The 21,383-nt window shown below is 36.7% G+C and carries 20 protein-coding genes; 18 read left to right on the top strand and 2 right to left on the bottom strand.

Going from position 1 to position 21,383, the window contains the following annotated elements:
* Positions 1-4 precede the first annotated feature (4 nt).
* From AC6UC9_RS03120 to AC6UC9_RS03110, 3 genes are read left to right on the top strand one after another with little or no spacing between them, the layout of a single operon-like run.
* Positions 5-814, top strand: a complete 810-nt coding sequence (locus tag AC6UC9_RS03120; RefSeq protein ID WP_500693811.1) for an ABC transporter permease — start codon at positions 5-7, stop codon at positions 812-814.
* An 11-nt stretch (positions 815-825) separates the two neighbouring features.
* The gene (locus tag AC6UC9_RS03115; RefSeq protein WP_500701112.1) at positions 826-2,040 is read left to right on the top strand and encodes a CDP-glycerol glycerophosphotransferase family protein; all 1,215 of its coding nucleotides are present in this window, start codon (positions 826-828) and stop codon (positions 2,038-2,040) included.
* A gap of 2 nt (positions 2,041-2,042) precedes the next feature.
* Positions 2,043-2,978, top strand: coding sequence for a deoxyribonuclease IV (locus AC6UC9_RS03110; RefSeq protein WP_500693809.1), 936 nt, complete (start codon positions 2,043-2,045; stop codon positions 2,976-2,978).
* Here AC6UC9_RS03110 and AC6UC9_RS03105 read toward each other — a convergent pair.
* Complete coding sequence (locus AC6UC9_RS03105; RefSeq protein WP_500701111.1) at positions 2,959-3,777, bottom strand: pyruvate, water dikinase regulatory protein; 819 nt, start codon at positions 3,775-3,777, stop codon at positions 2,959-2,961. The genes AC6UC9_RS03110 and AC6UC9_RS03105 overlap by 20 nt on opposite strands.
* A gap of 143 nt (positions 3,778-3,920) precedes the next feature.
* Here AC6UC9_RS03105 and rpsU point away from each other — a divergent pair, with 143 nt between their 5' ends.
* The 14 genes from rpsU (at position 3,921) to pepT (ending at position 17,569) form a co-directional block, all read left to right on the top strand.
* Positions 3,921-4,118, top strand: a complete 198-nt coding sequence (gene rpsU, locus AC6UC9_RS03100; protein ID WP_039142968.1) for a 30S ribosomal protein S21 — start codon at positions 3,921-3,923, stop codon at positions 4,116-4,118.
* A gap of 54 nt (positions 4,119-4,172) precedes the next feature.
* Positions 4,173-4,616, top strand: coding sequence for a GatB/YqeY domain-containing protein (locus tag AC6UC9_RS03095; RefSeq protein ID WP_500701110.1), 444 nt, complete (start codon positions 4,173-4,175; stop codon positions 4,614-4,616).
* Between the two features lie 116 nt (positions 4,617-4,732).
* Complete coding sequence (locus tag AC6UC9_RS03090; RefSeq protein WP_500693806.1) at positions 4,733-5,707, top strand: PhoH family protein; 975 nt, start codon at positions 4,733-4,735, stop codon at positions 5,705-5,707.
* Between the two features lie 2 nt (positions 5,708-5,709).
* Entirely contained in the window at positions 5,710-6,192 is a 483-nt protein-coding gene (gene ybeY / locus AC6UC9_RS03085; RefSeq protein WP_500701109.1) for an rRNA maturation RNase YbeY, read from the top strand.
* Complete coding sequence (locus AC6UC9_RS03080; RefSeq protein ID WP_500701108.1) at positions 6,176-6,571, top strand: diacylglycerol kinase family protein; 396 nt, start codon at positions 6,176-6,178, stop codon at positions 6,569-6,571. The genes ybeY and AC6UC9_RS03080 overlap by 17 nt, the downstream gene beginning before the upstream one ends.
* Before the next feature lie 10 nt (positions 6,572-6,581).
* Positions 6,582-7,490, top strand: coding sequence for a GTPase Era (gene era, locus AC6UC9_RS03075; RefSeq protein WP_500693803.1), 909 nt, complete (start codon positions 6,582-6,584; stop codon positions 7,488-7,490).
* Positions 7,491-7,498: 8 nt separating this feature from the next.
* Positions 7,499-8,272: a DNA repair protein RecO gene (gene recO / locus AC6UC9_RS03070; RefSeq protein ID WP_500701107.1), complete on the top strand. Its 774-nt coding sequence runs from the start codon at positions 7,499-7,501 to the stop codon at positions 8,270-8,272.
* Positions 8,273-8,552: 280 nt separating this feature from the next.
* Positions 8,553-9,521: a glycine--tRNA ligase subunit alpha gene (glyQ, locus tag AC6UC9_RS03065; protein WP_500701106.1), complete on the top strand. Its 969-nt coding sequence runs from the start codon at positions 8,553-8,555 to the stop codon at positions 9,519-9,521.
* The gene (gene glyS, locus AC6UC9_RS03060; protein ID WP_500701105.1) at positions 9,522-11,600 is read left to right on the top strand and encodes a glycine--tRNA ligase subunit beta; all 2,079 of its coding nucleotides are present in this window, start codon (positions 9,522-9,524) and stop codon (positions 11,598-11,600) included. It abuts the gene before it with no gap.
* A 45-nt stretch (positions 11,601-11,645) separates the two neighbouring features.
* Positions 11,646-13,466, top strand: coding sequence for a DNA primase (dnaG, locus tag AC6UC9_RS03055; protein WP_500701104.1), 1,821 nt, complete (start codon positions 11,646-11,648; stop codon positions 13,464-13,466).
* Positions 13,467-13,492: 26 nt separating this feature from the next.
* Positions 13,493-14,758, top strand: a complete 1,266-nt coding sequence (gene rpoD, locus AC6UC9_RS03050) for an RNA polymerase sigma factor RpoD (RefSeq protein ID WP_500701103.1) — start codon at positions 13,493-13,495, stop codon at positions 14,756-14,758.
* Between the two features lie 57 nt (positions 14,759-14,815).
* A complete protein-coding gene (locus AC6UC9_RS03045) occupies positions 14,816-15,520 on the top strand; it encodes a tRNA (adenine(22)-N(1))-methyltransferase (protein ID WP_500701102.1) in 705 nt (234 codons plus the stop codon).
* The gene (locus AC6UC9_RS03040) at positions 15,507-16,319 is read left to right on the top strand and encodes a Nif3-like dinuclear metal center hexameric protein (RefSeq protein WP_500701101.1); all 813 of its coding nucleotides are present in this window, start codon (positions 15,507-15,509) and stop codon (positions 16,317-16,319) included. Before AC6UC9_RS03045 ends, AC6UC9_RS03040 begins: the two co-directional genes overlap by 14 nt.
* Before the next feature lie 11 nt (positions 16,320-16,330).
* Complete coding sequence (gene pepT / locus AC6UC9_RS03035; RefSeq protein ID WP_500701100.1) at positions 16,331-17,569, top strand: peptidase T; 1,239 nt, start codon at positions 16,331-16,333, stop codon at positions 17,567-17,569.
* A gap of 45 nt (positions 17,570-17,614) precedes the next feature.
* Here the strand turns inward: pepT and AC6UC9_RS03030 are convergent, their stop codons facing one another.
* Complete coding sequence (locus tag AC6UC9_RS03030) at positions 17,615-17,791, bottom strand: YjzD family protein (protein WP_500693794.1); 177 nt, start codon at positions 17,789-17,791, stop codon at positions 17,615-17,617.
* 126 nt (positions 17,792-17,917) lie between these two features.
* Between AC6UC9_RS03030 and dnaE the strand changes: the two genes are divergently transcribed.
* Entirely contained in the window at positions 17,918-21,268 is a 3,351-nt protein-coding gene (dnaE, locus tag AC6UC9_RS03025) for a DNA polymerase III subunit alpha (protein WP_500701099.1), read from the top strand.
* Positions 21,269-21,383: the final 115 nt, after the last annotated feature.

Here is a 21,383-nt window from a genome sequence, read left to right as displayed (position 1 = left end):
GAGCTTGAAGGAAGTTTGGGCCTTACTTAAGGAACAATTTGAAAATTTGGGCATTATTTTTCGAATTTCAAAGTATGAAGATAAGGCTACGTATCAAAGTCATTATTTGGGCTTAGTCTGGGAGTATCTTTATCCGCTGATTCAAATTGCAATTTACTGGTTAGTCTTTGGTGTGGGGTTAAAGGGTAGTACCGGACACAACGGCAGTTATCTCCCATGGATGGTCATTGGGATTACTCCTTGGTTTTTTATGAACCGAGTTACACTAGACGCCTCTAAGAGTATTTACCAACGAGCTGGGTTAGTTTCAAAAATGAAGTTTCCAATTAGCATTTTACCTTCGATTAAGTTAGTCAGTAACTTGAGTTCTTTTTGGACAATGTTGGCGTTTTCAATTGTAATTGGTTATCTTTATGGAGTTCGACCGAGTTTGTTCTGGTTCCAGTGGATTTATTACTTTATTGCCATGATTGCTTGGTTAATTGCTTTTGGCATTTTTAATTCGACCATTACCGTCTTGGTCCGAGATTATCATGTCATGTTGCAATCGTTTATGAGAATGCTATTCTACATCTCAGGAGTTCTATTTAACTTTGAATCGTCTGCATCATTTCCACCATTTTTAATCAGAATTTTGGAGTTGAATCCGTTCTTTTACATTGTTCAAGGATTCCGGGATTCAATGTTATCGAGTAGCTGGTTTTGGGAGAAGCCACTGTTAACCGTGATTTTTTGGTTGATGACGTTATTTTTCTTTTTAATTGGATCTCATCTTCACTTTAAGTTTAGATCGCATTTTGTTGATTTAGTATAGGTAAAAATAACATGAATGGAAAACAAATTAAAAACAAGTTAATTAAGGGGATTAAGTTGACTATTCGCGCTGGACTCATCGTTTTAAACGATGGGTTTATTTGTTTACCAACTAAAAAAAATGAAGTAATGTTTGAAAGTTTTAATGGTAGGGATATAAACGATAATCCAGCCGCCATTTACCTTGCGTGGGTGAAGCAACATCCTCATGATGCTAAAAGGGCCTATTTTGGTGTCAAAGCTTCCAAATACAAACAATTACACGAAAAGTATCCCAACATAAAGATTTTACGGCGTTTTTTTCCAAGGTGGGTTTGGCACATTGCTAGGGCAGACTTTTGGGTTTTTAATTCCCGATTTCCGAAGTGGTGGAAAAAGAATAAGCGGACCACCTATATCCAAACATGGCATGGAACCCCGTTAAAAAAATTAGGAATTGATATCAAACACGTTGCGATTCCAGGTGTTTCCACTAATCAATACCATAATGATTTTGTCAAAGAAGCCAAGCGGTGGGACTATTTAATTATGCCTAATCAGTATTCAGAACGAATCTTTGATCACGCCTTTGATTTTAGAAATATTCCGTTACGAATTGGTTATCCCAGAAACGATGTCTTATATCATAAAAATACTTCAGGTGAGGTTAAAAAATTAAAAGAAAAAATTATTGGTGACTCGACTTCTAAAGTTATTTTGTATGCACCAACTTGGCGTGATGATGATTATCAAAAGAAGGGCAGTTATAACTTTGAGTTACCGTTTTCTTTAAAAGGTTTCTTTAAGCATGTATCTAGTGACACTGTTTTAATTATTCGTCCGCATTACTTAGTCAAGGACCAAATTGATATTTCTGGGTATGAAAAGCGAGTTTACATTGAAGCTGATCGTGATATTAATGAGTTATACTTAATTTCAGATTTACTCATTACTGACTATTCTTCAGTAATGTTTGATTATGCCAATCTAAAACGGCCAATGTTGTTTTATACTTACGACTTAAAGCATTATAAGGATGAACTACGTGGATTTTATTTTGATTTTCTAAGCGATGCTCCTGGTCCAATTGTTCAAAATCAAAATTCTTTTTATGAAGAGTTGTCTAATTTTAATGAAAATGGTAAGTTTGCTGGGTATCATCAAAAAATGAAGAAATTTTATAGTAAGTTTTGTAGTTGGGAGCATGGAGATGCTTCTAATCAAGTTGTTAAAGTAATGGGGGGATAAACATGAGTAATGATGAATTTTTGATTGGTTCACATGTTGCAATGAAAAAGCCAGAGATGATGTTAGGATCCGCAAAAGAAGCCGAACGCGATGGTGAGAATGTCTTTATGTTATACACTGGTGCTCCTCAGAGCTCAAAAAGGACCCCGATTGCAAATCTTAAAATTGATCAAGCACACGACTACATGGCTGATCATGATTTACGTGAGGTGGTAGTTCATGCACCTTACATCATTAACTTAGGTAACACAAAAAAGCCACAAAGTTTCCACTTTGCGGTTGATTTTCTTAAACAAGAGATTGATCGATCTGAAGCAATGGGAGCTGATCAAATTGTTTTGCATCCCGGTGCACATGTTGGTGCTGGCGTTGAAGCCGGAATTAAGCAGATCATTAAAGGGTTAAATGAAGTAATCACCCCAGAACAAAAGATTCAAATTGCACTTGAAACAATGGCAGGAAAAGGGACTGAAATCGGGTCGACTTTTGAACAACTTGCTGAGATTATTGACGGTGTTAATTTGAATGATAAGTTATCGGTTACCTTTGATACCTGTCATACTAGCGACGCTGGTTATGACATTAAAAATGATTTTGATGGGGTTATGGAAGAGTTCGATCAAGTTATTGGTATTAATCGAATCAAAGTGATTCATTTAAATGATTCTAAAAATCCGATGGGATCCCATAAAGACCGTCATACTAACATTGGTTTCGGGACCATTGGATTTGATGCTTTAAATTATGTAGCCCGGTATCCCAAGTTTGATCAAGTTCCTAAGATTTTAGAGACGCCGGTTGTTAAGATTGGGGATGTTAAAATTAATCCTCATCAATATGAAATTAAAATGTTAAAAGAACAGAAATTTAATCCTGATATGATTGAGGATATTAAAGAAGATTATCAAGCTAAAAAGATTAATGATCTTGTTCGTTAATATTAAGACTTTGAGTTATGATGGTAGCTGTTTCTTCAATTGACTTGTTATACACGTTAATTTGAAGACAATTTAGTTTTCGATAAAGTTGCTTGGCATAGTCAAGCTCTTTTTTTATTTGATTTGAGTCCGAGTATGGAGTGTTTGGGCCTAACCCATAAGCAATCATCCGTTCTTGCCGAATCTTTTTTAGATTGGTAACTGAATTGGTTAAACCAAATATTTTATTGTGGTCGATCTGATAAACCTCTTCTGGTAATTGGATGGTAGGACCGATTGGGACGTTTGCTACCAAGAAGTTTTGATTGGCAAGGTATAGCGATAATGGCGTTTTAGATGTTCTTGATATTCCTAAAAGAACGATATCAGCTTTTTTGAGGTCATTAGGTCGTTTTCCGTCATCATTAGCTACCGCAAATTCGATTGCTGAGATCCGTTTGAAGTAGTCTTCATTTAAGTTGTGAACTAGGCCAGGTACCTCTGCAGCAGATTCATGAAGTTTTTTAGAAATGATTTGAATGGGTTTTTGAATGCAGTCAAAACTATAAAGGTTATTTTCTAGTGCAAATTGAGATACCATTTTACTCAGGCTTGGATCAACTAAAGTGTGAAAAATGATGGCGTCCTGTTTTTTAGCAAGTTTGAGTATTCCATCGAGCATGGATTGCGTTTGAGTAAATGGGTATCGTTTAAAATTAGCGTTTGCTTCTGGAAATTGAGAAGCAGCGGTTCGGGCGATCGAAGTTGCCGTGGCACCACTTGAATCAGAAATGATAAATGCATTAAAATTAGTTGCCATAATATTTACCTCCTACTTTGTTAACATTTTATCATATTTCTTGTTCAGACTCGTTGACGGGCTCCGTGCCATAATGTATAATTAATATTGACCGTTAAGGATTACAGACGGTATCATTTAAGCTCGGAGGGAGGGATTTTATCATGTCAAAAACTGTCGTTCGTAAAAACGAATCTCTTGATGATGCTCTTCGACGCTTTAAGCGCACGGTTTCAAAAAGCGGTACCCTTCAGGAATTCCGTAAACGTGAATTTTACGAAAAACCTAGCGTAAAACGTAAATTAAAATCAGAAGCAGCTCGTAAACGTAACAATAAGAAAAAGAAGCGTCGCAGCTTCTAATATTAAACGCCCCTGATCAGGAGCGTTTTTTATATTGACGAAAAGAGGTCCAATATGACTTTATCAAATGAATTAAATAATGATTTAAAAGATGCAATGAAGAATCATGATAAGACTAAGCTGACAATTGTCAGAATGCTTAAGTCGAACTTAATGAATGAAAAGATTAAATTAGGTCATGATCTTTCTGATAGTGAAGAAGCGGCTGTTGTTAATCGAGAAGTTAAACAACACAAAGATTCGATTGCTGAGTTTAAAGATGGTGGCAGGGATGATTTGGTGAAGGAGCAAGAAGATGAGCTAAAGATTCTTGAAAATTATGCCCCAAAGCAAATGTCAGAAGCTGATCTTGAAAAAATTGTTAACGAAACGGTTAAGCAACTTGGTGCGTCAAACAAGAGCGATTTTGGCAAAGTAATGGGTGCTGTCATGGGTAAAGTTAAAGGACAAGCCGATGGCAACACTGTTAATAAACTTGTTAATAAAGCGCTTAGTTAAGAAGGGAACTCATTGAATGGTCAATGGGTTCTTTTTGTTCTTTTACTTTGTAAGTGGCAAATTATATGCTAGTATTTTAAGTAAAAGTTGAGTTGATATGAAAGGAACCTGTTTGATTGACAGATAATTTTGAATTTAAAAAAGAATTAACGTTAAAGAATCCAAATGATGAATCAGCTTTATTTGGAGCTCAAGATGCCTTTTTAGATATTCTAGAACAGGGGATGGAAACTTCTATTCGCCATTCTGGTGGTAAGATTACGGTTGAAGGTGACACTCAGAAAGCGGTTCAAAATACCATTGATATTTTAAATGGAATGCTTGAACTTGTTCATTCTGGGATCACTTTGAATGGTAGTGATTTTGTTTCGGCAATGAAGATGGCTGAGAAAGGAACTCTAGGTTTTCTCCCAGAATTATATAATCAAGTCCTTTTAAAGGATAATAAGGGGAAGCCAGTTCGAGTTAAGAATTTTGGGCAGCGTCAGTACGTTCAGTCCATCAAGCATAATGATGTCACCTTTGGAATCGGACCTGCTGGGACGGGAAAGACTTATCTAGCAGTTGTAATGGCAGTTGCCGCTTTAAAAAAGGGTGACGTTGATAAGATTGTCTTAACCAGACCAGCTGTTGAAGCGGGTGAGAGTTTAGGCTTTTTACCTGGCGACCTAAAAGAAAAAGTTGATCCATATTTACGACCACTGTACGATGCACTGAATTCGACCCTTGGATCTGATCACACTGAAAGGCTAATGGATCGTGGCGTTATCGAAATTGCGCCATTAGCTTATATGCGTGGTCGGACCCTCGATAATTCTTTTGTTATTTTAGACGAAGCTCAAAACACTACTAATGCTCAGATGAAAATGTTTCTAACCCGGTTGGGTTTTGGTTCTAAAATGATTGTTAATGGTGATATTTCTCAAATTGATTTAAACGGAAGAATCCGGAGTGGATTAGTCACCGCTCCTAAAATCCTGAGAAATATTGATGATATTAATTTTGTAAACTTTAGTGCTGATGATGTAGTTAGACATCCAGTTGTGGCTAAAATCATTAATGCCTACGAAAAAAATGATAATGGGGAATAGATATGGATCTGGAAATATATGATCAAACTAAGGATGGGGTCGACCCCCAAAAAATTGATTTGATTAGAGATATTCTAAATTATGCCGCTAAGTATATTGATTTAAAAAATAATACCGAAATGTCGGTTACTTTGGTCAACAATGATCGCATCAAGGAAATTAACCGGGACTACCGTGGTGTAGATCGGGCCACTGATGTGATTAGTTTTGCGATTGAAGATCAGAGTGATGATGATTTTCCCGTAATCATGAATGATGAAATGAAAAAAGATATTCCTGAAAATATTGGGGATATTTTTGTGTGTGTTGATAAAGTTGCTGAACAGGCTGATTTTTTAAATCATTCAAATGATCGAGAACTTGGTTTTTTAGTTGTACATGGATTTTTGCATCTAAATGGTTATGACCATATGAAGCCTGAGGATGAAGCCATCATGTTCCCACTTCAAAGAAAGATTATGGACTCTTATGGACTTACAAGATAATAAACAGACTGGGAAAAATAAAAATATATTTCAGGCTTTTGGACATGCGTTTGATGGCATTAAATGGGTTTTTGTTCATGAACGAAACTTTAAGTTTGATATAACTAGTGCCATTATTACCCTAATAATTGGGTTTCTTTTGAAAATTAGTTTGGAACAATTTATGTGGCTGTTTACCGCAATTATTTTAGTTCTTGTGGGTGAGATTCTTAACACCGTTGTTGAGAGGATCATGGATTTTATGGCGGACCATCATTACGACGAACGAGTTAAGGTAATTAAAGACGTTGCGGCTGGTGGCGTTGTTTTAACGGCAATTTTTGCGATCATTGTAGGTTTAATTGTTTTCGTTCCAAAAATTATTGAATTAATGAGCTAAAGGGGAAAATATGGCAGAAAAGGCACAGTATAAGTCAGGATTTGTAGCAATTGTAGGACGTCCAAATGTTGGGAAATCAACCTTTTTAAATCGAGTGATTGGGCAAAAGGTTGCGATTATGTCTGACAAGGCACAAACCACTCGTAACAAAATTCAGGGAATTTATACCACTGATGATGCACAAATTGTTTTCATTGATACTCCCGGAATTCATAAACCAAAAAACAAGTTGGATGATTATATGGACGACGCTGCTCTCTCTTCTTTAAAGGAGGTCGATGCAGTCCTTTTTATGGTTAGTGCTACTGAAACTCGTGGTGCTGGTGATAATTACATCATCGATCAATTAAAAAAAGTGGATTGTCCGGTTTACTTAGTTATCAATAAGATTGATGAAGTCAATCCGAACAGTTTATTACCAATCATGGACACGTACAAACGAGCTTATAAATGGGCTGATGTGTTTCCTATTTCTGCTCTTCAAGGGAACAATGTTGATGAATTACTGACTACTTTGGTTTCTAAGTTGCCAGAAGGACCGCAGTATTATCCTGACGATGAAATTACCGATCATCCCGAACGTTTCATCGTTTCCGAATTAATTCGCGAAAAAGTTTTAGAACTAACGAGGCAAGAAATTCCACATTCTGTTGCAGTTGAAGTTGAAAAAATGAAGACCCAAGATAATGGAAACGTTCATATTGACGCTAATATTATTGTTGAACGAAAGGGCCAACGCGGGATCTTGATTGGGAAGAATGGTGGAATGCTGAAAAAGATTGGGACATTGGCCAGAAAAGAGATTGAAACTCTACTTGGAAGCAAAGTTTATCTTGAATTGTGGGTAAAAATTCAACCAAGTTGGCGTGAAAAAGAATCAGCTTTAAGACAATTAGGGTACCGAAAAGATAGTTACTAGGTGATATTTTGTCAGTAAATCCAAGGAGTCAAACTTTTCACGGAATTTTATTGTATCGTAAGAACTATCGCGAGCACGATATGTTGGTGAAATTTTTGACGGCAGAAGCTGGGCTCAAAATGTTTTTTATTAGAGGAGCCAATAAAGCGAACTTTAAAATGGCAGGTGATATTTTGCCATTTAGCTTTGGTACGTACGAGGGCACGCTCAAATCAGAAGGATTGTCGTACATTAGTAGTGGTAATGAGGTTAAGCATTTTGAACAGATTGCAAATGATATTTATTTAGATGCGTACGCTACTTACATTATGACGTTAGTGGATGCGGCATTTCCTGAGGGAGTTAAGATAAACGATTGGTTTAATCGTTTATACTATGCTTTAAATATGATTAACAGTGGTTTTGATGCTGAAGTAATTACCAATATCATTGAGATTCAACTTCTTCCTGCTTTTGGGGTAGCACCTGAATTTAAATCCTGTGTTATTTGTCATCAAACCAATAAAAAGTTTGATTATTCAGAAGAGTATGGAGGAATTATTTGTGAGGATCATTTTCATCTTGATCCTCATCGAATGCATCTCGATCAAAAAACAATTTACTATCTTCGCTTATTTTCTGCGGTTAACTTAAAAAAGATTGGTAACATTCAGGTTAATAACAAAACTAAAAAGAAAATTCGCAGTGTGATTGATAAAATTTACGATAGTTCTGTTGGACTAAATTTAAAGAGTAAAAAATTTTTAGATCAGATGAACAATTGGAAAATCAACCTTAATTGATGGTTAACCGTTGACTGTTTTGTGTGATAATTTTATAATTATAGTAGTTAAATAATTGGTGTTGATGAAAGAAGTTTTATGCTTATCACATTTCAGTGAAACCATGTTAGTGGGAAATGGTTAATGTGGGTATAAATTGGCACTTTCGGAGCCATTTAATCTCGAGTTGCTGATTAAGTTCAGAAGTAGGGTGGAACCGCGAATAAATCGTCCCTATGTGAAAGTCATTGTACTTTTGCATAGGTTTTTTTATTTGCTTATTGATTAGGAGGAGAAGTTAATGACAGAAAAACTATCAGTCCAAGATATTATCAGTACTCTAGAGTCATATTGGAGTTCGCTTGGTTGCATGCGGATGCAATCATATGATACTGAGAAAGGTGCGGGAACAATGAGTCCGTACACTTTTTTGCGTGCGATTGGACCAGAGCCATGGAATGTTTGTTACGTTGAACCATCAAGACGTCCAGCTGATGGTAGGTATGGAGAAAATCCTAATCGGCTTTATCAGCATCATCAGTTTCAGGTATTAATGAAGCCATCTCCGGACAACATCCAAGAATTGTACATTAATTCGCTTGAACAACTAGGAATTAATCCACTTGAACATGATATTCGGTTTGTTGAGGATAACTGGGAAAATCCATCAATGGGATGTGCCGGTGTTGGATGGGAAGTATGGCTCGATGGCATGGAAGTAACTCAGTTTACTTATTTTCAGGTTGTCGGTGGATTAACCATGGATCCAGTTGCGGTTGAAATCACCTATGGATTGGAACGGCTTTCTTCGTACATTCAAGACGTCAACAATGTTTTTGACCTGGAATGGGGTAACGGAGTTAAGTATGGTGACATCTTTAAAGAGCCCGAATATGAGCATTCTAAGTATAGTTTTGAAGAATCAGACCAAAAAATGTTGCACGAAATGTTTGATGCTTACGAGAAAGAGGCCAAACGATTAATATCGCTTGGACTAGTTCACCCAGCCTATGATTATATTTTGAAATGTAGTCATACTTTTAATCTACTAGATGCAAGAGGAGCCGTATCTGTCACTGAACGTGCTGGTTACCTTTCACGAATTCGAAAAATGGCACACGCGATCGCCAAAGCATTTGTTGCTGAGCGTAAAAAGCGTGGTTTTCCACTTATTAAGGATGAGCAAAGACGACAAGAGCTTTTAAAAGATGATTCAAAAAATAGTAAGAAGAAAAACAAAAAGCATCATGATGGCAAGGGGGATAAGTAGATGGCTAAGACATTTTTGTTGGAGATTGGATTAGAAGAAATGCCCGCTCACGTTGTGACGCCAAGTGTTAATCAATTGGCAGAAAAAGCGGCTCAGTATTTAAAAGATCAAAGAATTTCTTATGACCAAATTAAAAAGTTCTCTACTCCTAGAAGACTGGCAATTCAAATTACTGGCTTAGTTAACAAACAACCAGATGTTGATAAAGAGGTTCGAGGTCCGGCCGAAAAGATTGCAAAGGACAAAGATGGCAATTGGAGTAAGGCGGCAATTGGTTTTACTAAAGGACAAGGATTAACGCCTGATGATATCGTCTTTAAGGATGTTAAGGGAACTAAGTATGCTTTTGTTGAAAAACACGTAGCGGGAAAACCAGTTCAAGAAGTATTAAGTGGTCTTGATGATGTTATAAAATCAATGACTTTTCCAACGTTAATGAAGTGGGGAACCAACAAGTTTGAATTTATTCGCCCCATTAAATGGATTGTAGCTTTACTTGACGACGAAGTGATCCCAATGCAGATTGTTGATGTTCATTCTGGACGGACCACCTGGGGACATCGTTTTCTTGGAAAAGACGTTGAGTTAAAAAATGCCGATGATTATGAAGAAGCTTTAACGGGGCAACACGTGATTGCCGATGCTAATAAGCGAAAAGATTTAATTCGTAAACAGATTGAAGCGATTGCGAAAAAGAACAATTGGAAGGTCAATATTGATAATGATCTTCTTGAAGAAGTTAATAACTTAGTGGAATGGCCAACTAGTTTTGCTGGAAAATTTGACGACCGTTTCTTAAAAATTCCACGTGAAGTATTGATTACTTCAATGAGAAACCACCAACGATTCTTCTACGTTGAAGATCATGATGGTAATCTTTTACCTTATTTTGTCTCCGTTAGAAATGGTGATGAGAATCATCTTGATAACGTAGTTGCCGGAAACGAGAAAGTTTTGACTGCTAGACTTGATGATGCTGATTTCTTCTATAATGAGGATCAACAGCAATCAATTGACGATTATGTTAATAAGCTCAAAACAGTTAGCTTTCACGATAAGATTTCTTCTGAATACGATAAGATGCAGCGCGTTCAAGTTATTTCCCAGATAATTGGGAAAGATGTTGGATTAGATGAAACTCAATTAAAACACTTACAACGTGCCTCAGAAATTTATAAATTTGATTTAGTTACCGGGATGGTTGGAGAGTTTGCTGAATTACAAGGAGTAATGGGTGAAAAATACGCATTGCTTGCGGGTGAAGATCCGGAAGTTGCTACTGCAATTCGTGAACATTATCTTCCCATTTCATCCGACGGGGAACTTCCCAAAACTAAAGTAGGTGCTGTTTTGTCAGTGGCAGATAAACTTGACAGTGTGATGACCTTCTTTGCTGCAGATATGATTCCTAGTGGTTCAAATGATCCGTATGCATTAAGAAGGCAGGCAGCTGGAATTGTTAGAATTGTTGTTAGTGAAAAATGGCGAGTACCACTTATGCCATTAATGAATCAAGTGATTGCTGAAGAGAAAGCTAAAGCGGTCTTACCAAAAGTAGATCAAACTAAGATTGTTTCTGACGTGGTTACGTTTATTAAAGAAAGAATTAAACGACAACTCAAGTCGAAAGATATTCGCTATGATCTAATTGATGCGGCGGTGGGATCAACTGACAGTGATATTTACTTTAACGTTGAAACCGCAATGACATTAAATGATCATAAAGATGATCCTAATTTTAAAGAATCAATTGAAGCACTGACACGAGTGGTTCGGATTGCTCAAAAAGGTCATTTTCCAGCTGGTAGTGTTAAAGTTGATGAAAAGTTGTTTGAAAATGATTCAGAGAAAGTCCTTAATGATAAAATCAAACTTATCAGCCCAAACTTTAATGAATTGAATGCTAACCAAGCTTTTAATGAATTAACTTCTTTAAAGCCACTCATTGATGAGTATTTTGATAAAACCATGGTAATGGCAGACGACACGAAAGTTCGCAATAATCGTCTGGCAGAATTGACTAATTTAGCAAGAATGATTGATCGCTTTGCTGATGTCGACGAAATAATTGTTAAATAAAAAAATTAATATTAGAATAGATTTCCGAGAAAGGATGGTGATCTCATGGCAAAAATTCCTGAAACGGTAATTGATGATGTCTTAAGTAAGACCAACATTACTGACGTTGTTAGTAAGTATGTCAATTTAAAGAAGTCAGGAAATAATTTATTCGGTTTGTGTCCGTTCCATGAGGAAAGAACACCATCCTTTTCTGTGTCAGAAAGTAAACAGATTTTTCATTGTTTTAGTTGTGGACGCGGTGGAAATGTTTTTAAATTCCTCATGGATTTGCAAGGAATTTCCTTTCCAGAAGCTGTTATTGCTGTGGCAGAAGATGAGGGAATTACTCTTCCTGACTCAGTTCAAAATGATAATAGTAAATCTCCAGTAAATTCAGAAAAGAACAGCCTCATTAATCTTCATGAGGAAGCAAGTAAACTCTATCATCATGTATTGGTTAACACTGAGCTTGGAGTTCCCGCATTAAAATATCTGCATGAACGAAAAATAACGGATGAAATGATTGAAACTTTTAACTTAGGATTTGCCCCTAGCCAAAGACTCTTAAAACCGTTCTTTAAGAACAAAAAAACTGATTTTCAACTTTTACGAAAATCGGGATTGTTTGTTGAAAATTCGAGTGGTGAATTGAATGATCGATTTTCGAATCGGATCATGTATCCTATCAGGGATCCTAATTCTAAGACCATTGGATTTTCCGGTAGAATCTTACATCGAGATCCTGATCTTCCAAAATATTTAAATAGTCCTGAAACTAGCATCTTTAATAAACGAAGGATTATTTATAATCTCGATCTTGCCAAGTCTAGTATTCGAAATGAGCAAAATTTAATTCTGTTTGAGGGTTTTATGGACGTTATTTCTGCTTTTCAGGCCGGGGTTAAAAACGGCGTTGCTTCAATGGGAACGAGTTTGACGAACGAACAAATTTATCAGTTCAATCAGTTAACGAATCAGATATACGTTTGTTATGATGGCGATGAACCTGGACAGAAGGCTACTAAGCGAGCGATTAGCCTTTTAAGTAGTGAAGGTAAGTTTAAAGTTGGCGTGATTCAAATGCCCAACGGGGTTGATCCTGATGAGTATCGACGAAAAAATGGAAATGACAAGTTTAAAGATGCTATCAAAAGTGCTCGAGAAACCACAACTTCCTTTGAATTGCATTTTCTTAAAACGCAGTATGATTTAAGTAATGAAGAAGAAAAACTAAATTATGTAGATGAAGCCGTTAATGTGATTGCAAAAATTGACAAACCCGTTGAACGTAGTGTTTATTTAAAACATTTAGCTGATGAGTTTGACTTGGATCTCAATGCTTTGTCGGTTCAATGTAAACAAATTCGTTCGACCTTCATCAATAAACAGCAAAGAAAACAAATCCGTAGGTTGAAGACTGACTCATCTCCTGAAGTTTTGAATCGAAATCCAAAGAAGATTACTAAAGTTGAAAGTGCGGAGCGCTTACTTTTGTCACGAATGTTGAATAATCATGATGTTTGGTTAAAGGTGACCGATGATCCTGATTTTAGTTTTGTTCATGATGGGTATCAAACGATTTATTTACTTGCACAACATTATTTTCAATCGCATGACAAGTACGTTCCTGCTGAATTTAGTGACTTTTTGAAAGAATCTGATTTGCAATCAACTTTTGCTAATATTGAAATGGCTGCTTTATCTAATGAGCCAAGTGAAAAAGAAGTTGACGATTGTGTTAAAATAATAAAGCAGGCTTTAACTGGTGGGGTATCCCTTAAATCAAAGTATCAAGAAATGTTAGATGCAGTTAAACTTGGTGATACTGATAAGGCTGCCCAATTGGGTAAAGAATACCAGGACCTGCAAAAGAAGTATCAATAAGAATACAGTAATGGGAGGCAATTTTTATGGCAGAAAAAGACATTAAGAAAAATGAAGTAAATTCCACAAATAAGACTGCGAAAGCAGCTCCCAAAAAGAGCGGTGTTCCTAAAAATAAGAGCACTAAAAAGACTACTGCAAAGAAAACGACTAAAACTAAGACAACTAGAGCAAAGAAGACAACGAGTAAAGAAAAATTTGATAAAACTGGATATAAGAAGGTTTTTGACGCCGTTGTAAAAAAGCACAAGAAGGTTGGTCACATCACTTATGGGGTCTTAGAGGAAGAACTCCAGGTTCCATTTAGTTTGAATAAAAAACAAATGAATGAATTGATGGAAAAGGTTGAAGACTCAGGAATAAGTATTGTTGATGAAAGTGGCGAACCTGATCCCAGAGCTTTAAAAGCAGCTAAAAAAGTTACTCAAAAAGAATTAAAAAATGCTTCCAGTTCAAAGGGAGTTAAAATTAATGATCCGGTCAGAATGTACCTAAAGGAAATTGGTCGAGTTCCATTACTTACCGCTGATCAAGAGGTACAATTAGCTCTCAGAATCGAGCAGGGTGATGAAACAGCTAAACAAGAATTAGCTGAAGCAAACTTGCGATTAGTTGTTTCAATTGCCAAGCGTTACGTTGGCCGTGGCATGCAATTTCTTGATTTGATTCAAGAAGGGAACATGGGTTTAATGAAGGCCGTTGAGAAGTTTGATTACCGTAAGGGATTTAAGTTTTCAACGTACGCTACTTGGTGGATTAGACAAGCAATTACTCGAGCCATTGCGGATCAGGCTCGAACCATTCGAATTCCCGTTCATATGGTTGAAACCATCAATAAACTGATTCGAATTCAGCGTCAATTACTCCAAGACCTTGGCAGAGAACCGTTACCATCTGAGATTGGTGCTGAGATGGATATGCCAACTTCAAAGGTTAGAGAGATCCTTAAGATTGCTCAGGAACCAGTTTCACTTGAAACTCCAATTGGTGAAGAAGATGACTCCCACTTAGGTGACTTTATTGAAGATGAAGATGCCACTAGTCCTGCTGATCATGCTGCTTATGAGCTTTTAAAAGAACAACTTGAAAGTGTCCTAGATACGTTAACTGACCGTGAAGAGAACGTTTTACGACTTAGATTTGGGTTAGATGATGGAAGAACTCGAACCTTAGAAGAGGTTGGAAAAGTCTTTGGTGTCACTAGAGAACGAATTCGACAGATTGAAGCTAAAGCATTAAGAAAACTGAGACATCCATCACGCAGTAAACAATTAAAAGATTTCTTAGATTAAAGATGTGGCAGAGATCCAACTGGATCGCTGCTTTTTTATTGGATTAGGAGGGAAACGATGACGGCAAAAAAGTTATCGCCACGTTTACAAGCAGTTTCTGATTTAGTTCCTAATGGGGCAACAATAGCTGATATCGGTTCGGATCACGCTTATGTTCCGGCTTATTTGTTAAAACGGAATTTGATTAAGTTTGCGATTGCCGGTGAGGTTGCTCCTGGACCACTGCATAACGCAACATTGGAAATGAAAGAACAACACTTAGGTGATAAAATGGTGACTCGGTTGGGAGATGGACTTAATGTGATTAAATCAAGTGACCACGTGAATGCAATTGTGATTGCTGGGATGGGTGGTGAATTAATCACTCAGATCCTTGAACGTGGCAAAGAGAAACTTTCTAAACAAACGGCCCTAATTCTGCAACCAAACGTTGATGAAATTCGAGTAAGAAGTTGGTTAGTTACAAATCAGTATAAGATTGATATTGAAAACATTGTTTTTGATGCTGGTCATTTTTATGAAATGATCTTGGCAACTCCATCAACGAATCCGGTTAAGTATTCTAATCAGGAACTAAGGTTTGGACCGATTCTTTTAAAACAACAAAAACAAGCATTTATTGCAAAATGGACTGATCGGATGCGGAAAAATAAGATTGTTTTGGATAATCTGCATAATGCTACTAATCCACCTCTTGAAAAAATTCAACACATCCAAAAGATTAACGAAGAATTAGAGGAGATTTTAGATGACAACCGTTAATGACTTAATTACTAGATTTGAACGATTCGCACCACTTTCACTTGCTGAACCAAAAGACCCAACTGGATTTCAAATTGGTTCTAAAAAGCGAAGTATTAAAAACGTCATGACCACTTTAGACGTTAGACCTGAAGTGGTTGATGAAGCGATCAACAAGAACGTTGATTTTATTTTTGCCCATCATCCCGTGATGTTTCATCCTGCAAAGAATTTAGATTTAGCTGATCCCCAAAATCAAATGTACGCTAATATTTTGAAACATAATATTACCGTTTATGCGGCTCATACGAACTTGGATAATGCAAATGGTGGAATGAATGACTGGCTAGCAGATGCGATCGGTCTTCAAAATACCGTTGGACTGGTACCCCATTTGGATACTAATGGGTTTCCTACTAATTATTCGATGGGACGCGTTGGCAACTTGAAACAATCAATGAAAATCATTGATTTAGGTCGACTATGTAAACAAGTGTTTGGAATTAGTGGTTTACGAATAGTAACAAATGATGATCAGCAGCGTGTTAAGCGGATTGCTATCTTAGGTGGAGACGGTGGCAAGTTCTATCGACAAGCGATTGAACAAGGCGTTCAAGTTTATATTACTGGCGATTTGTATTATCATACTTCTCAAGAGATGCTTTCGAGTGGTCTGTCTGCGATTGATCCGGGGCACCATATTGAAAGTATATGTAAAAATAAGTTAGCTGAAATGTTTACGCGCTGGTCTGATGAAAATCGTTGGGATATCAATGTATTTGCATCGCAACTAAACACGGATCCGTTTGAGTTTATATAGGAGGAATAGTTATGGCTGATAGCAAGCAGTTACTGGATCGCTTTTTGAAATATGTGAAGGTGAATACGAGATCTAATCCGAATTCTGACACAATTCCGTCTGATCCTAAAGAAGTTGATTTTTTAAACGAACTTTCTTATGAATTAAAGGATATTGGGATGGAAAACGTACGAACCAATGAAAAAAGTGGTTATGTTTTTGCTGATTTACCAAGTAATGTTAAGCAAAAAGTTCCTAAGATTGGATTTATCTCTCATATAGACACTGCAGACTTTAATTCAGAACACGTCAATCCACAAGTAGTTAAAAATTACGATGGAAAATCGATTATTAAACTTGATAAAGATGGCAAATACCAGCTGGATCCGAGCGTATTCCCAACCCTTAAAAAGTATGCTGGTCAAACTTTAATTACTACCGATGGTTCAACTCTCTTAGGAGCTGACGATAAGGCGGGAGTGGCTGAAATTATGACGGCAATGAAATACTTAGTTGATCATCCCGAAATTAAGCATGGCGATATCGTAGTTGGGTTTGGACCAGATGAGGAGATTGGTACCGGAGCCGATCAATTTGACGTTACTGATTTTGGTGCTGATTTTGCATACACGGTTGATGGTGGTCCACTTGGAGACTTAGAGTACGAAACGTTTAATGCGGCGGCTGCCACAATAAAATTCAACGGAACTGATGTTCATCCTGGTGACGCCTATGGTGTGATGGTAAATGCCTCTCAGCTTGCGATTGATTTTCATAATCAATTACCAAAGGACCAACGACCGGAAAATACCAAAGATCGTCAGGGCTTTTATTATCTGCTTGCGATTGATGGGGTAACTGATCATGCTAAATTAGATTACATTATTCGTGATCATGATAAGAGTAAGTTCAACGAACGCAAGCAATTCATTCAAAACTTAGTTAATAAGTTTAATGATAAATATGGTGATGGGAGAGTTGAACTTGAGATGCATGATGAATATTACAACATGGCGGAAATCATTAAGAAAGATATGACACCCGTCAATATTGCTAAGGATGCCATGAATGAAGTTAACATTAAGCCAAATATTTATCCGGTTCGTGGTGGTACTGATGGTTCTAAGATTTCTTTTCTTGGGATTCCAACTCCCAACCTATTTGCTGGACCAGAAAACATGCATGGCCGCTTTGAATATGTGTCGCTTCAAACGATGGAAAAGGCTGTCGATTTAATTATTAAGATTTCAGAGGATGTTTCAAAAGACTAAAAAAATAACCTGCAGGTTGAACCTGCAGGTTATTTTTATTTCTAATTAACGACTAATTAGTTTAATTCCGTTGAAGGCAATAAGGGCAACAACAGCGCCGATTACTCCAACTTGAATCCAATTATAAGGTGCGCCAACCAAGGCCGATCCAATATAACCAATAATTTCGCCATATACAAATCCCCAGAAAGCACCAGTTAAGTTAGCAGCAAACGTCTTCATAATTAACACCTCTCAATACCAGTAGTTTATCACTACAGTAGAAAAAATCAATTACAAACTTCGAATAAAATTTATCGGGTCCATTTGCTATAATGAATATGAAATTAGGAAAGGAGATGACAAATTTTGGGATACAATCCGTTACAAAACATTACATCGTATAGTTTGCTTCAAAGTACCAATACGGTTCCTAAGTTAATTGAAAAAGCTCGTGTGCGTGGTTATCAAAGTGTGGCACTAACTGATCGGAATGTGATGTATGGGTCGGTAGCTTTTTATAATGAGGCAAAAAAGCAGGGTATTAAGCCAATTATTGGTTTAACGGCAGTTTTGGACGGGATGTTTTTTAAAGAAAACAAGTCCGAATTGATTTTGATTGCTAAAGATCAGGATGGGTACAAGAATTTGATGAAAATTTCATCACTTTTGATGAGTAATGAGCAAACTAATGTTGTTGAAAAAATCAAGGATAAACTCCACCACCTATTTGTCATTTTTCCAGAGAATAGTGAGTTAAATAAACTAATCGAAGTAGGAAGAATGAGCGAGGTTAAAATCTTAATTGCTAAAGTAAAGAGCGTTAGCGATCCAAATGCAGTAAAAGTTGGAATTAGCTTAAATCGAACTAAGATAATTATAAATGAGCTTAAGAACCTGGGGGTTCAAGCTGATGTTGATTTAGTGGCGCTTAATTCGGTTGAATATCTTGATGCAGATGATTATTTTTCAAATGAAGTTTTAAAGTCGATTGGAACTGGTGACGTGATCAAAAATCCAATGGAAGAACGGCACCAGGTTGGAACAAAATGGTTAAAGGATCGTCATAATATTGAGACTCAGTATCACAGTCTAGGGCTTGATCAAGCGGTTTTAAATAACCAGAAAATGGTTGATGAAGTTGACGTAGCGATTCCCAAAGAGCAACCTAAACTACCGACGTTTAAAGCTCCAGATAATCTTTCTTCAAAGGACTATTTACGTCAATTATGTGAACTTGGTTTAAAGGAAAGATTGAAGGATCAATCGCATCTTAATCGTAGTGAGTATCAGGACCGGTTAGATTCTGAACTAAAAGTTATTAATCGGATGGGATTTGATGATTATTTCTTGATTGTATGGGATGTTTTAAATTTTGCTCATCACCAAGGAATTATAACTGGACCTGGTCGGGGATCTTCAGCGGGATCATTAGTTGCGTACACTTTAAAAATTACCGATGTGGATCCGATTAAGTATAATTTGCTATTTGAACGATTTTTAAACGAAGAACGAGCACAGATGCCGGATATTGATTTAGATATTCCCGATAATCGGCGTGATGATATTTTACAGTATGTTCATCAAAAATATGGAAATGAACATGTTGCTCAAATTGTGACTTTTGGAACGTTAGCTGCCAAACAAGCTCTTCGAGATGTTGGCAGGGTATTTGGAATGACTCCAACTCAAATGGCAAAGTGGTCATCTGCAATTCCAAATCAGCTTCATGAATCCCTGGCTAAGGCCGAATCAGAATCACAGAAATTAAGAAATTTATTAGCTGATAGTAAAACCAATCGGTTGCTATTTGATATTGCTGAAAAACTAGAGGGACTACCACGCCATTTTTCCACTCACGCTGCTGGTTTAATTTTAAGTGAAGATCCTATCGTTGATCGTGCTCCACTTCAATCCGGAAATGATGGATTGTTGATGACCCAGTACTCCAAGTATTATGTTGAAAGCGTGGGGCTCTTAAAGATTGATTTTTTGGGTTTGAGAAACCTCTCTACAATGGCTAACATTTTAGAAATTATTCATTCAAAAGTTGATCGTAATTTTGAAATAACTGACATCAATTTAAATGATCAGGATACTTTGAAGCTTTTTCAATCTGGTAAGACTAATGGGGTTTTTCAATTTGAATCATCTGGGATTCAAAACGTGTTACGTAAATTAAAACCAAATGATTTTGATATGGTGGCAGCCGTGAATGCTTTGTATCGACCCGGTCCCATTAAGAATATTGATATGTTTATTGCCAGAAAGAATGGGACTCAGACGGTTAACTATCCAAATGAAACCATTAAAAACATTTTGGGTTCAACCTTTGGCATTATTGTTTATCAGGAACAGGTTATGCAACTTGCATCGGCAATGGGTGGTTTTACACTGGGACAAGCTGATATTTTGCGCCGTGCGATGAGCAAAAAGCATAAAAAAGAAATGGATAACATGAAGATCCAGTTCATTGATGGCGCCAGTAAAAAAGGATATTCTAAAGACGTTTCAAAGACAACGTTTGACTATATGGAACGATTTGCCGACTATGGATTTAATAAGTCTCACGCAGTTGCATATAGCAAAATGGCGTTTCAGTTGGCCTATTTAAAAGTTCATTTTCCTGGTCCATTTTTTACATCGTTGCTAAATTCGGTGATCGGTAATTCACGTAAGACCAAGAATTACGTTCAAGAAGCCAAAGAATCAGATATTCAAGTTGGGCGTCCTGATATCAATGAGAGTAAAGATGTTTATACTTATCAGGATGGTAAAATCAGGTTTGGACTTCGTACCATCAAAGGATTACGAACCGATTTTATTAAGAATGTTGAGGAAGAACGAAAACAAAATGGTAATTTTCATGATTTACCGGAATTAATCAGTCGAATCGATCCCAGGTTTAGAAAAATTGATCTTTTAAATGCACTTGCTTATTCAGGGGCGCTTGATGGTTTTGGGTATAACCGAAAAGAATTAATTAATGCCATTCCAGAATTTATTAGTTCTACTGAATTAAGTGGAAACTCAATTGAATTAATTCAAGCGTTGGCTCCCAAAATTAAAAGAACTGATGATTTTTCTGATTGGGAGAAACTAAACAAGGAAAATGAGTACCTTGGAACTTATTTAACCGGGCATCCAGTTGGTCACTATACTGATTTACAAGAACAAGTTCATGCTTTAACTACTAATGATATTCATGAGCCCAGTAAAAACGTGAAAATGATTTTGTTTGTATCTCATGTAAAGACGATCCGAACGAAAAAAGGGCAACTTATGGCTTTCATCGATGGTAATGATCAGTTTGGTGATATTGATGTGACCATTTTTCCTAATCTTTACGCTAAAATTAGTGGATGGATAAAAAGTGGAATAGTGGTTTTGGTGTCTGGAAACATTGAGGTTCAACGGGGACTTCAATTAGTGGCAAATTCAATTGAACCAGCTGCTAATGTCGTTCATCAGTCTTTAAAAAAAGTTGATCATCAAAAAAAGCTTTATTTAAAGATTGCGTTAGATCATGATCGAGATTCAATCTATCAAGATTTAATCCGGATAATAAAAAGATATCCTGGGTCAACACCAATTTTGCTTTATCGAGCTTCCGATGATCGAAAGCAACTATTAGATAAAGCATATAACGTGGCCATTAATTCTGATTTAATGCATGATCTACGTGACATTTTAGGAGCGGGAAACGTTGTTACACAATGATAAATTTTGCCTGTGAAACTAACGACAATCCTTATAAAAAGTGATACAATACACTTGAAATCAAATAATGCTTGGTACGCGGATGTGTGCCATGCAAAAAGGAGAGGCTTTACTT

The organism is Fructilactobacillus sp. X7R4C1, from assembly GCF_059901115.1.
The sequence above is the reverse complement of the archived record's forward strand: the minus strand, read 5'-3'. Positions and strand labels throughout refer to the sequence as shown.

Excerpts from the sequence above, each read along its gene's own strand:
- era (WP_500693803.1), top strand. The coding sequence starts at position 6,582 with ATGGCAGAAAAGGCACAGTATAAGTCAGGATTTGTAGCAATTGTAGGA.
- AC6UC9_RS03045 (WP_500701102.1), top strand. The coding sequence starts at position 14,816 with ATGACGGCAAAAAAGTTATCGCCACGTTTACAAGCAGTTTCTGATTTA.
- AC6UC9_RS03115 (WP_500701112.1), top strand. The coding sequence starts at position 826 with ATGAATGGAAAACAAATTAAAAACAAGTTAATTAAGGGGATTAAGTTG.
- ybeY (WP_500701109.1), top strand. The coding sequence starts at position 5,710 with ATGGATCTGGAAATATATGATCAAACTAAGGATGGGGTCGACCCCCAA.
- AC6UC9_RS03105 (WP_500701111.1), bottom strand. The coding sequence starts at position 3,777 with ATGGCAACTAATTTTAATGCATTTATCATTTCTGATTCAAGTGGTGCC.
- glyQ (WP_500701106.1), top strand. The coding sequence starts at position 8,553 with ATGACAGAAAAACTATCAGTCCAAGATATTATCAGTACTCTAGAGTCA.
- rpsU (WP_039142968.1), top strand. The coding sequence starts at position 3,921 with ATGTCAAAAACTGTCGTTCGTAAAAACGAATCTCTTGATGATGCTCTT.
- AC6UC9_RS03110 (WP_500693809.1), top strand. The coding sequence starts at position 2,043 with ATGAGTAATGATGAATTTTTGATTGGTTCACATGTTGCAATGAAAAAG.
- dnaG (WP_500701104.1), top strand. The coding sequence starts at position 11,646 with ATGGCAAAAATTCCTGAAACGGTAATTGATGATGTCTTAAGTAAGACC.
- glyS (WP_500701105.1), top strand. The coding sequence starts at position 9,522 with ATGGCTAAGACATTTTTGTTGGAGATTGGATTAGAAGAAATGCCCGCT.
- AC6UC9_RS03095 (WP_500701110.1), top strand. The coding sequence starts at position 4,173 with ATGACTTTATCAAATGAATTAAATAATGATTTAAAAGATGCAATGAAG.
- AC6UC9_RS03030 (WP_500693794.1), bottom strand. The coding sequence starts at position 17,791 with ATGAAGACGTTTGCTGCTAACTTAACTGGTGCTTTCTGGGGATTTGTA.
- rpoD (WP_500701103.1), top strand. The coding sequence starts at position 13,493 with ATGGCAGAAAAAGACATTAAGAAAAATGAAGTAAATTCCACAAATAAG.
- pepT (WP_500701100.1), top strand. The coding sequence starts at position 16,331 with ATGGCTGATAGCAAGCAGTTACTGGATCGCTTTTTGAAATATGTGAAG.
- AC6UC9_RS03040 (WP_500701101.1), top strand. The coding sequence starts at position 15,507 with ATGACAACCGTTAATGACTTAATTACTAGATTTGAACGATTCGCACCA.
- AC6UC9_RS03080 (WP_500701108.1), top strand. The coding sequence starts at position 6,176 with ATGGACTTACAAGATAATAAACAGACTGGGAAAAATAAAAATATATTT.